We start from the raw sequence: 10,723 nt of genomic DNA, 5'->3' as shown, positions 1-10,723 counted from the left end.
GCCCTGGCCCGCCCGCCGATCGGGTCGCCGCCGAGCGAACTGACGCCATATGCCTATTCCCTCATCCGGGTGCTGAACGACGAGCACAAGGCGGTCGGCGACTGGAATCCGCGCCTGGAGCCCGCGGCCTTGCTGAAGGGCCTCAGGGACATGGTGATCACGCGCGCCTATGACGACCGGATGGTCCGCGTGCAGCGCCAGGGCAAGATCTCGTTTTACGTGAAATCGACCGGCGAAGAAGCGGTCAGCGTCGCCTTCGCCAATGCCCTCGAACGCGACGACATGTGCTTTCCCGCCTATCGTCAGCAAGGCTTCCTGATCGCGCGCGGCTATCCGCTGACGACCATGATGTGCCAGTGCTATTCCAATGCCCGCGATCCGATGAAGGGCCGCCAGCTTCCGATCATGTATTCGAGCCGCGAATTCGGCTTTTTCACGATCTCGGGCAACGTCGGCACCCAGTTTCCGCAAGCCGTCGGCTGGGCACTGGCCTCGGCCTACAAGGGCGACAGCCGCATCGCCGTCAGCTACATCGGCGAAGGCACCACGGCGGAAGGCGATTTCCATCACGCGCTGAATTTCGCCGCGGTGTATCGCGCCCCCGTGATCCTCAACGTCGTCAACAATCAGTGGGCGATTTCCTCCTACAGCGGCATCGCCGGCGGCGACGAGACCACCTTCGCCTCGCGCGCCATCGGCTACGGCCTGCCCGGCCTGCGCGTCGACGGCAACGATTTCCTCGCGGTCTACGCGGCAGCGGCGTGGGCGGCGGAACGGGCGCGCGCCAATCTCGGCGCCACGCTGATCGAACTCTTCACCTATCGCGCCGAAGGCCATTCGACCAGCGACGATCCCAACCGCTATCGCCCCTCCGACGAATGGCACGCCTGGCCGCTGGGCGATCCCATCGAGCGGCTGAAAAACCATCTCATCGCCATCGGCGCCTGGAGCGAGAAACAGCATCAGGCGCTGATCGACGACGCGGTGACCAAGGTGCGCGCCTGCCAGCGCGAGGCGGAATCGGCGGGCACTCTCGACGAAGGTTCGCGCGCGCCGACCGCCGCGATGTTCGAGGACGTGTTCGCCGAAATGCCGTGGCACCTCGCCCGGCAAAAGAAAACGGCGGGAGCCTGAGATGCCGGCGATGACCATGATTGAGGCGCTCAACTCGGCCCTCGACGTGATGCTGGGGCGCGATGGCGACGTGGTGGTGTTCGGCGAGGACGTCGGCTATTTCGGCGGCGTTTTCCGTGTCACCGAAGGCCTGCAGAAAAAGCACGGTTTGACGCGCTGTTTCGACTCCCCGATCGGCGAGGCCGGAATCGTCGGCGTCGGCATCGGCATGAGCGTCTATGGCCTCAGGCCGGTGGTGGAGATTCAATTCGCCGATTACATCTATCCCGCCTATGATCAGATCGTGTCGGAAGCGGCCCGCATCCGCTATCGCTCGGCCGGCGATTTCCATGTGCCGCTGACCATCCGAACCCCCTATGGCGGCGGCATCTATGGCGGCCAGACCCACAGCCAAAGTCCGGAAGCGCTGTTCACTCACGTTGCCGGATTGAAGACGGTCATCCCCTCCAATCCCTATGACGCCAAGGGGCTTCTGATCAGCGCGGTGGAAGACGACGACCCGGTTCTGTTTCTCGAGCCCAAGCGCCTCTATAACGGTCCGTTCGACGGCCATCACGACAAGCCGGTGCTGCCATGGTCCAAGCATGCGCTGAGCGAGGTGCCCGAAGGCCATTACCGCGTACCGCTGGGCCAAGCCGCAGTCGTGCGCCCCGGATCGGCGGTGACCGTTCTCACCTATGGCACCATGGTGCATGTTGCGCTGGCGGCGGCGGCCGAATCCGGCATCGACGCGGAGGTGATCGATCTGCGCACGCTGGTGCCGCTCGATATCGACACCATCGCCCGCTCGGTGAAAAAAACCGGACGTTGCGTCATTGCTCACGAAGCGACGCTGACCAGCGGCTTCGGCGCCGAACTCACCGCGCTGGTGCAGGAACATTGCTTCTGGCACCTCGAAGCGCCGGTGCAACGCATCGCCGGCTGGGACACGCCCTATCCGCACGCCTTCGAGTGGGACTATTTCCCCGGACCCGAGCGGCTCGCCGACGGCCTCAAACGCGCCCTGGAGACCTGACATGCGCTTCCAATTCAAGCTGCCCGACGTGGGCGAAGGCACCGCCGAGGCCGAAATCGTGGCGTGGCATGTTGCGGTCGGGGACCGTGTTGCCGAAGACCAGCACCTTGTCGACGTGATGACCGACAAGGCAACGGTGGAGATGACCTCGCCGGTGACTGGCACGGTCGTCGCCCTCAACGGCAAACCCGGCGACATGGCGACGGTCGGTGCGCTGCTGGTGGAATTCGAGACCGATACGGTCGCATCGCCCGAACCGGCGAAAACCCTGGCCTCGCCGGCGGTCCGCAAACATGCGGCCGATCTCGGCATCGCGCTGCAGAGCGTGAAAGGCAGCGGCCCGGACGGCCGCGTCACCCACGGCGATCTCGACCAACGCGCGACGGCGCCGACGCGCGAGGCGGTGGAGGAATTCCGCCTCACCGGCCTGACCCGGCGCATGGCCGAGCGGATGCAGGAAACGCTGCGCATCCCGCATTTTTCCTATGTCGAGGAAATCGACATGACGGAAGCGGAGGAGCTGCGCGTCCATCTCAACGCCACCCGGACGCCGAAACTGACGGTGCTACCGTTGCTGATGCGCGCGCTGGTGCGGGCGCTGCCCGACTTCCCCGCGATGAACGCGCATTTCGACGACACCGCCGGCATCGTCAAACGCTTCGCCGCGGTTCACGTCGGCATCGCCACCCAAACCGACAGTGGACTGACCGTGCCGGTGGTCAGGAATGCCGAACAGCGCGATTTATGGGACATGGCGCGCGAGATTGCCCGGCTGGCCGAACGCGCCCGCGCGGCAACGGCGACGAAGGACGAACTCACCGGCTCCACCATCACGGTGTCAAGCCTCGGGCCGCTGGGCGGTCTCGCGTCAACGCCGGTGATCAACACGCCGGAAGTCGCGATCCTGGCGCCCAACGCAATCCGGCCGCGACCGGTGGTGCGCGATGGCGCCGTGGTGGTGCGCAAGATGATGACGCTGTCGTCCTCGTTCGATCATCGGGTGATCGACGGTGCCAGTGCTGCCGCATTCGTCCAGCGCCTCAAGACGCTGCTCGAACATCCGGCGCTGCTGTTCATGGCCGATTAGCCCGGCACGGCGTCCGACGGCGGCGCGTCATCGACGTGGCTGGTGATGCCGTAGTGGACATGGATGCGCGACAATTCCTCGAGAATTTCGGCGTTGTCGGCGGGGCTGAGTTCGGTCTTGTACACCAGCCGCATTGCCCGCAGGTGAACGATCAGCGGCGCGGTGTCGGTAAGGTTGCGCTCGACCATGCCGGCGCACAGGTCGCAGAAGCGCTTGACCACGGCATCGAGCGTTTCCGATCCGAAGGTGCCCGCCAGCGTCAGCAGCGGATCGACCTGGGACAGGATATCGAGCAGCTGGAAGCGCGAAATCTGCGCCCCGGCCTTTGTCACCATATCGTCGAGCCGCGTGATCTCGACCGGCACCGCCTTCTCGCATTCCTCGCGCAACTCTTCGATGAGCTGCTGCGCCTCATGCACCGCCTCGTCGCGCGTGACGCCTCCCGGCGTGTGCAGAAGTTCGCCGAGGATGTTTTTGACGCGGATAATCTTGCACCCGCTCATTCGATTTCCACTTTCGTCGGTTTGAGCAGGGAGTCGATCTCGTCCTGCGACATGTTCGGTTCCGTGGCCACGCCGATCTCGCTGGTGAGGTCGGTCTTACGGCGGCCGACGCCGTCCGGCGGGCCCGTGTTCTTGAAGCGGCGATCGGGTCCGATGTAGTTGTCGGTCTCGATGAACGGCCGTTCGGTGCGCGCCGACCACGCGATGTGATCGAACAGGATATTCGGCGACACCGGCTTGCGCACCACGATATTGGCGCCGCAGTCGCGCAGCGTCACCACGTTGGAATACTGGGTGTAGCCGGTCAACACGACGATCGGCATGTACTTGACGTTGAGCCCGGGCTGGCGCCGAATCCACTTGATGAGGTCGCCGGCATGCATGTCGGGCAGCTGGGCATCGCAGATCAGCAAATCGAAATGGCCGTTCGGCAGCCGCTTCTTGGCCTCGTCGGCATTGTCGATCACGACGTGCTTGGAGAGCCCGAATCCGCGCAGGATCTGGCCCAGAATCGAGGTCGAGTACTGGTCGGCATCGATGACCAGACACTCGATCTGCGAAAAGTTCAATCTTTCTGCCACGCGCGCCCCACGCCCGCCCTAGAACAGATAATCATCGGCCGAGTCGTCCAGATGCGGCTCGCCGTCATTGCCGCTAACCACGGCCGTCAATCGCTTGCGAACGCCGAAGAACGGCACATGCCCCAATAGATCATCGAGATCGGCGTCGTCGATATGGCCCTTGTTCAGGCGTTCCGACAGCTTGTCGATCAGGCCGGCATGCGCGTCCAGACTCTGCGCGAACAGGTCGAACTGCTGCAGCAGCATGATCGAACCGTGCGTCGCCTCCACCGCCTCGTGGCCGGAAAGGCTCTCGCCGAACTTCGCCGTATCGCACGCGAGATCGCGCAATTCCCCGGCGACTGCCTTGAGCAGGCGGGTGGCGGCGGAAATGGTGTCCGGCGAATCCGACATCAGAAAAACTCCACATCGTCGGCAGCGGCCGCGGCCTTGGCCTTCTTGTGCAGAGCGGTAAGTTCCTCTTCCACCAGCTTCGGCTCGGCGCCCTTGACCAGCGCCTGACGCGCCCGGCCGCTGAACGGCATGTACTGGATGCGTCGCGCCGAGTCGCCGCCGACATCGCCGCCGACGATCGGGATTCCTTCATCGGTCAGGAACTGGCGGGCAAAGGCGTAGTTACGCGAGCCGACATCGGTCAGCGCCGACACCACGTTGGCACCGCCGAACAGCTTGGCTTCCAGACGCCGGCGGTCGCCGCCGTGCTTCAGGATATCGTTGATCAGCAATTCCATCGCGTTGACGCCGTAGCAGCGCGCCTCGCGATCGCCGGAGGTACCGTCAGGAAGCAGGAAATGGTTCATGCCGCCGACGCCGGACACCGGATCGCGGATGCACGCCGCAATGCAAGATCCCAGGATGGTGGTCAGCACCTCCTCCGGGTTCTGCGTCACGTAGGTGTCGCCGAGCGTCAACTGCACATGCAAAAAGCCGTCGCGCGGATTGCGGAACTTCCGCAGGGTCCGTTCGTCCTTATCAACCGGCTTTTTGAGCCTCAGGTTCACGATAGCGCACCGAATATCTGTTCGAGTTTCTGTTTCAGAACGGCGACGGTGAACGGCTTCACCAGATAGTTGTTGGCACCAAACTGAGCGGCGCGCTTGACGAGATCGGCATCGGCGCGGCCCGTAAGCAGGATGAACCCGATCGACTTGATCTGCGGATCGGCGCGGATCGAGCGCAGGAATTCGAGGCCGTCCATTTCCGGCATGTTGAAGTCGGAAAAGACGATATGCGCCGGCTGCACCTTGAGTGCCGACAACGCCTCGGGCGCCTTCGGGAATTCGCGGATATCCGTGAGACCAATCTGCTGCAGGCACGAGCGCACCAGCGTCCGCATGGTGAGCTGGTCATCGACCACAACGGCCCTGATCTTAGATGCTTGCGGCATGGCGACCTGCTTTCTTAGTGCGCAATTCGCAGACGTTGAGCACCTCTTGCCCAATCTGATGCAAAGCGAATTGGCGCTCGACTGCTCCAATTTCGAAGGCGACGCGCGGCATTCCGTATACCACCGACGACGCCTCATCCTGACCGATCGTCGAGCCGCCGTTCTTGCGCATGGCAAGAAGACCCGAGGCTCCATCCCGGCCCATTCCGGTGAGAATGACGCCGACGGCGTTATGACGGACGGTCGCGGCGACCGAATTGAACAGCACGTCCACCGATGGACGATGACCGTTCACGGCCGGCGTTTTGTTGAGGCGGCAGCGCAAAACGCCGACGCCATGGACTTCAAGGTGCGATTCTCCGCCCGGCGCCAGATAAATCTGGCCAGGTGCCAGCACCGCCCCGTCGCGCGCCTCGGACACGGCCGGCTGGCACAAACGGTTGAGGCGGTCGGCGAAACTCGTGGTGAAATGCGGCGGCATGTGCTGGGTGATCACCGTCGCCGGACAGTTCTTGGGGAAGTGCGACAGCACCTCGATCAGCGCTTCGACGCCGCCAGTCGACGACCCGATCGCGATCACCGTATTGCCGGGATCGAAGTCGGGCTTGACGGCGGGAGGCGGCGTTTCACGGCGCACATAGGCATGCACCCGTGCCGTCGCTGCGGTCTTGACCTTTTCGCACAACTCGCGGGCGCATTCCTCGAGATGGGCCGCAACGTTGTCGGTCGGCTTGGCGAAATAATCGACCGCACCGATTTCGAGCGCCGACAGCGTCACCTCGGCGCCGCGCTGGGTCAGCGTCGACACCATCACGACCGGCATCGGCCGCAGCCGCATGATCTTTTCGAGAAACTCGACGCCATTCATGTTGGGCATCTCGACGTCGAGCGTGATGACGTCGGGATTGAGGTCCTTGATCATCTGGCGTGCGCTCGCCGCATCGGGCGCCCCGCCGACCACTTCGATGCTCTCATCGCGCGCCAGCACGGCAGACAGCAACCGACGGATAGTGGCGGAGTCATCGACGATCAGAACGCGGATGCGCTTCATGGTCATGCTCCCTTCCGCCGGTAAATCGTCTGCCCGACGAGATCGTAGGGATGCGAACTCATGGTGATGCGCTCGGAATGGCCGATGCACAGCGTCCCTCCCGGGCGCAGAATATCGGCAAACCGGCCCCAAACCGTATTCTGAGTATCGTCGTCGAAGTAGATCATCACGTTACGACAAAATATGACGTCGAATTTTCCCCGCATCGGCCAATCGCGCAGGAGATTGAGTTCGCGGAAGCGCACCAGTTCATGCAGCTCTTCACCGACTTCGAGATCGGAACCACCCGAACCTTGCACGGTGCGGAACCACTTGCGGCGCAACTCGGCCGGAATGTCGCCCATCTGACGCGTCGCATAGATGCCCGCCGTGCCCCGCCGCAGCATTTCGGGATCGATGTCGGACGCCAGAATGCGCACATCCATCTCGGCGGCGTTCGGCTCCAGCTCCAGCATCGTCAACGCGATCGAATAGGCTTCTTCGCCCGACGAACAGCCCGCCGACCAGATCCGCACCTTGCCATTGCGCTTCGCGCCATCGAGCAGACCCGGCAGCACGCGGGTCTTCAGATAGTCGAAGTGATGGCTTTCACGGAAGAAGCGCGTGACGTTGGTCGTCATCGCGGCGATCATCGCCTGACGCTCGTCGACGCCGCCCTCGCCCTGGATCAGGGCGCAGTATTCGCGGAACGTCCTCAGCCCGATGGCGCGCAGCCGCTTGGCCAGGCGCGAATAGACGAGATTGACCTTGGTTTCGGTCAGCACGATGCCCGCTTCCGAATGAACGAGCTCCGCTATCTGGCGGAAATCCGACCAGGTAAACGGAAACTCGCCGTCGGGGACGGCCAGATCGCGCGGGTTGGTGCCGGTCGCCAAGGTCTGCTCCGTCTCAGGCCGCGTTTTCGAACATGTCGCCAGCGCCGCCGAACGACGACGTCAGCTTAGTCATGCCGAGCAGCGTCACCATGCGCCCGTCGAGCACCGCGATGCCTTCCACATAGTCGTTCTGCGTTTCGCGCATCACGTCAGGCACCGACTGGATTTCCTGGCGCGACACCGTGAGGATGTCGGACACCGCGTCGACCAACAAGCCGATGGTGCGTTCGCCCGAATTGACCACGATGATGACGTGCTTGGCGGTCGCGTCGGTGAGCCCGAGGCCGAGACGGGCCTTGAGATCCACCACCGGCAACACCATGCCGCGCAGATTGATGACGCCGCGCACGTAATCGGGGACGTGCGGCAGGGCGGTCGTGTCGGTCCAGCCGCGAATTTCACGGATGGTCATGATGTCCGCCGCAAATTCCTGGCCGGTGGCGAGGAACGTGATGTACTGGCGGCGTTCCTGTCCCGCATCTGTATCGTTGCTGCTCATGCTTACGCTCCCAGTGCCTGCTGAAATTCCATCGGCCGTCCCGCGCCTTCGCGGCACCCGGCCACCAATCCGTCAATGTCGAGAATGAGCGCCACCCGTCCGTCGCCGAGAATGGTCGCGGCGGCGATGCCGTCGATGTGCCCGATGTTCGACTCGAAACTCTTGATCACCACCTGACGCTGGCCGACGATGGCATCCACCGCCAGGGCCATCCGCCCGATGCCCTCGCTCTCGACCAGGATCACGACGCTGTTCTGAAGATCGTTCCTGGCACCGGGCACCTGCAACAGGCGACCGACGCTGACCAGCGGCACATACACGCCACGCACGTTGAGCAGCATGCCATTGGACCCGAACGGCTTCACGTCAACCGACTTCGGCAACAAGCTCTCGATGATGTGCGATAGCGGCAGCACAAAAGTCTGGTTGCCGACCGCCACGATCATGCCGTCGAGCACGGCCAGGGTCAGCGGCAGCGTCAGGCTGAACTTCGAGCCCTTGCCGTTGTTCGAGCCGATGGTGATACGCCCGCCGAGATCGACGATATTGCGCCGAACCACGTCGAGCCCGACGCCGCGACCCGAAATGTTCGACACGGCGTTGGCGGTCGAGAAGCCCGGCAGGAAGATCAGATTGTCGATCTCCTCGTCGGAGAGATTCGAGTTGGCAGTGATTAGGCCGCGCTCGATCGCCTTCTGGCGCACCTTGGTGCGGTTGATGCCACGGCCGTCGTCGGCCACTTCGATGATAATGCGGCCGCCGCGATGCTCGGCCGACAGCTTCACGGTGCCTTCCGCCGGTTTGCCAAGCGCAATGCGCTCTTCCGGGGTTTCGAGGCCGTGGTCGATGGCGTTGCGGATCATGTGCGTCAGCGGCTCACCGAGACGCTCGATCACGGTCTTGTCGACTTCGGTTGCCTCGCCTTCGATCTCGAGGCGACATTGCTTGCCGGTCTGCGCCGCGGTCTCGCGCACCAGGCGCGGCATGCGCTGGAACACGCTCTTCACGGGCTGGGTGCGGATCGCCATCACGGCTTCCTGCAGCTCGCGCAAGAGATGCTCAAGCTCGCCGAGACCGCCGGAGACGTTCTGGCCCTCTTTGCTTTCGAGCAGACGCTGGCTCAGCATCGCCTGGGTGATCACCAGCTCACCGACGAGATTGACGAGGCGGTCCACCTTGTCGAGGTCGACGCGGATGGTCTGCTTGGCAGGGTCGGCTGCTGCCGGACCGGCCTTAGTCTCGGCCTGCGCGGCTGGCTTCTTCTCTTCCACCAGCACTTCGGCGACCGGCGGCTCAGGCAAAGCGGGTTCGTCGTCATCGAGCGACGGCAAACCCGGCGCAAAAATCGCGAGCGGCGCGATTTCCGGCGCCTCGTCCTTGATCTCGAGATCGCAATCGCCCGACACGAATTCAAATACTTCTTCGACCTTGCTGCGATCGTCGCAGTCGCGCAGCGCGACATCCCAGGCGAAATACGCCTGATCGGGCTCGAGCGAAATCAGGTCCGGCACGCCGCTGAGATCGGCGGTAACCTCGATCGGGCCCAGCATGCCAAGCTCGCGCACCAGCAGGTACGGCTCGTTCGCCTTGGCATAGAGCGCGGCGTGCGGCGCAAACCGGATGTGCCACACCGGGCACGGTGGCGGCGGCGGCTCGTCGCCGATGTCGATCTGGATCGGCGCGAACGCCAAGCCCTCGAAATCGGCCGGCGCGGGCGCACCCGTGTCTTCAGGATCGGCGCCGGTGAGGCGGCTCAGCTCTTCCTTGACTTCGGCGTCGTCGACACTGCCGGAACCGTTGCGGGCCAACGTGACATGGTCCGACAGCTTGTCGCCGGCACGCAACAGCACCTTGACCACATCCGGAGTCGGATTGAGCTTGCCCGACCGGACCAGATCCATCGCGGTTTCAAAAACGTGGGAGAATTCCACCAAAATCTGAAACCCGAAGGCGCCCCCGCCGCCCTTGATCGAATGAACCGCGCGGAACACGGCATTGATCGTTTCAGAGTCGGCTTCGCCACTCTCCATGGCGATGAGGCCTTCCTCCATCGCCAGGAGCAGCTCGTCGCACTCCTGAAAGTAGGTTTGTTTGATGGCTTCCATGGGATCCATGGCAACGCGTCCCTATCGTGCTATGGAGAAACCCGGCGGATTGCGGCGAGCAGTTTTTCAGGATCGAACGGCTTCACGATCCAGCCCGTCGCACCCGCATCGCGGGCCCGCATTTTCTTGGCCGGTTCGCTTTCCGTCGTAAGGACCAGGATCGGCGTCATCTTGTTCGCCGAACCGCGGCGTACGTGCTCGATGAAGCCGTAACCGTCCATTCGCGGCATGTTGATGTCCGTGATGATCACGTCCACCAAGCCGGCCTTCTCGAGGACTTCCACCCCATGAACGCCGTCATCCGCCTGAATGACGGTATGGCCTGCGCCGCTCAGTGCCAGTCTCAGCATGTCACGCATCGTGCGCGAGTCATCGACCGTAAGGATCGTCTTGCCCATGTTACTTGCTCAGCTCTAGTGCGTTCATTAATCCGAGGACCGACGCGGTTTCCCGGAAGGCTTCCGAAGGATTGCTAATCTTGAGCGC

General features: G+C 63.4%; 13 protein-coding genes. 3 read left to right on the top strand and 10 right to left on the bottom strand.

Annotated elements, in window-relative coordinates; all coding sequences use genetic code 11:
- The 3 genes from AC1P6P_RS08820 to AC1P6P_RS08810 form a co-directional block, all read left to right on the top strand.
- On the top strand, window positions 1-1,134 hold a 1,134-nt coding region (locus tag AC1P6P_RS08820), incomplete at its 5' end, for a thiamine pyrophosphate-dependent dehydrogenase E1 component subunit alpha (protein ID WP_481402067.1).
- Window position 1,135: 1 nt separating this feature from the next.
- On the top strand, window positions 1,136-2,149 hold the full coding sequence (locus AC1P6P_RS08815) for an alpha-ketoacid dehydrogenase subunit beta (RefSeq protein ID WP_481402066.1): 1,014 nt from the start codon (window positions 1,136-1,138) through the stop codon (window positions 2,147-2,149).
- Window position 2,150: 1 nt separating this feature from the next.
- Window positions 2,151-3,236, top strand: a complete 1,086-nt coding sequence (locus AC1P6P_RS08810) for a dihydrolipoamide acetyltransferase family protein (RefSeq protein ID WP_481402065.1) — start codon at window positions 2,151-2,153, stop codon at window positions 3,234-3,236.
- On the opposite strand, the gene AC1P6P_RS08805 is transcribed toward AC1P6P_RS08810, so the two are convergent.
- The 10 genes from AC1P6P_RS08805 to AC1P6P_RS08760 all read right to left on the bottom strand — a co-directional run bounded on the left by AC1P6P_RS08805 (window position 3,233) and on the right by AC1P6P_RS08760 (window position 10,635).
- Window positions 3,233-3,739 carry a hypothetical protein gene (locus tag AC1P6P_RS08805; protein ID WP_481402064.1) on the bottom strand — a complete coding sequence of 169 codons (507 nt, stop codon included), beginning with the start codon at window positions 3,737-3,739 and terminating at the stop codon, window positions 3,233-3,235. The genes AC1P6P_RS08810 and AC1P6P_RS08805 overlap by 4 nt on opposite strands.
- Complete coding sequence (locus AC1P6P_RS08800) at window positions 3,736-4,320, bottom strand: response regulator (RefSeq protein WP_481402063.1); 585 nt, start codon at window positions 4,318-4,320, stop codon at window positions 3,736-3,738. The genes AC1P6P_RS08805 and AC1P6P_RS08800 overlap by 4 nt, the downstream gene beginning before the upstream one ends.
- A gap of 18 nt (window positions 4,321-4,338) precedes the next feature.
- Window positions 4,339-4,713: a hypothetical protein gene (locus tag AC1P6P_RS08795; RefSeq protein ID WP_481402062.1), complete on the bottom strand. Its 375-nt coding sequence runs from the start codon at window positions 4,711-4,713 to the stop codon at window positions 4,339-4,341.
- On the bottom strand, window positions 4,713-5,243 hold the full coding sequence (locus tag AC1P6P_RS08790; RefSeq protein WP_481402069.1) for a chemotaxis protein CheD: 531 nt from the start codon (window positions 5,241-5,243) through the stop codon (window positions 4,713-4,715). Before AC1P6P_RS08790 ends, AC1P6P_RS08795 begins: the two co-directional genes overlap by 1 nt.
- Before the next feature lie 74 nt (window positions 5,244-5,317).
- Window positions 5,318-5,707, bottom strand: a complete 390-nt coding sequence (locus AC1P6P_RS08785) for a response regulator (protein WP_481402061.1) — start codon at window positions 5,705-5,707, stop codon at window positions 5,318-5,320.
- On the bottom strand, window positions 5,691-6,758 hold the full coding sequence (locus AC1P6P_RS08780) for a protein-glutamate methylesterase/protein-glutamine glutaminase (protein WP_481402068.1): 1,068 nt from the start codon (window positions 6,756-6,758) through the stop codon (window positions 5,691-5,693). Before AC1P6P_RS08780 ends, AC1P6P_RS08785 begins: the two co-directional genes overlap by 17 nt.
- Before the next feature lie 2 nt (window positions 6,759-6,760).
- A complete protein-coding gene (locus tag AC1P6P_RS08775) occupies window positions 6,761-7,633 on the bottom strand; it encodes a CheR family methyltransferase (protein ID WP_481402060.1) in 873 nt (290 codons plus the stop codon).
- A gap of 13 nt (window positions 7,634-7,646) precedes the next feature.
- Window positions 7,647-8,132 (bottom strand): chemotaxis protein CheW, encoded by a 486-nt coding sequence (locus AC1P6P_RS08770; protein ID WP_481402059.1) that lies wholly within the window; start codon window positions 8,130-8,132, stop codon window positions 7,647-7,649.
- A gap of 2 nt (window positions 8,133-8,134) precedes the next feature.
- Window positions 8,135-10,246 carry a chemotaxis protein CheA gene (locus AC1P6P_RS08765; protein ID WP_481402058.1) on the bottom strand — a complete coding sequence of 704 codons (2,112 nt, stop codon included), beginning with the start codon at window positions 10,244-10,246 and terminating at the stop codon, window positions 8,135-8,137.
- Between the two features lie 20 nt (window positions 10,247-10,266).
- Window positions 10,267-10,635: a response regulator gene (locus tag AC1P6P_RS08760; protein ID WP_481402057.1), complete on the bottom strand. Its 369-nt coding sequence runs from the start codon at window positions 10,633-10,635 to the stop codon at window positions 10,267-10,269.
- Window positions 10,636-10,723: the final 88 nt, after the last annotated feature.

It is taken from the genome of Rhizomicrobium sp. (assembly GCF_056722145.1).
This window is presented reverse-complemented; position numbering and strand designations above follow the sequence as displayed.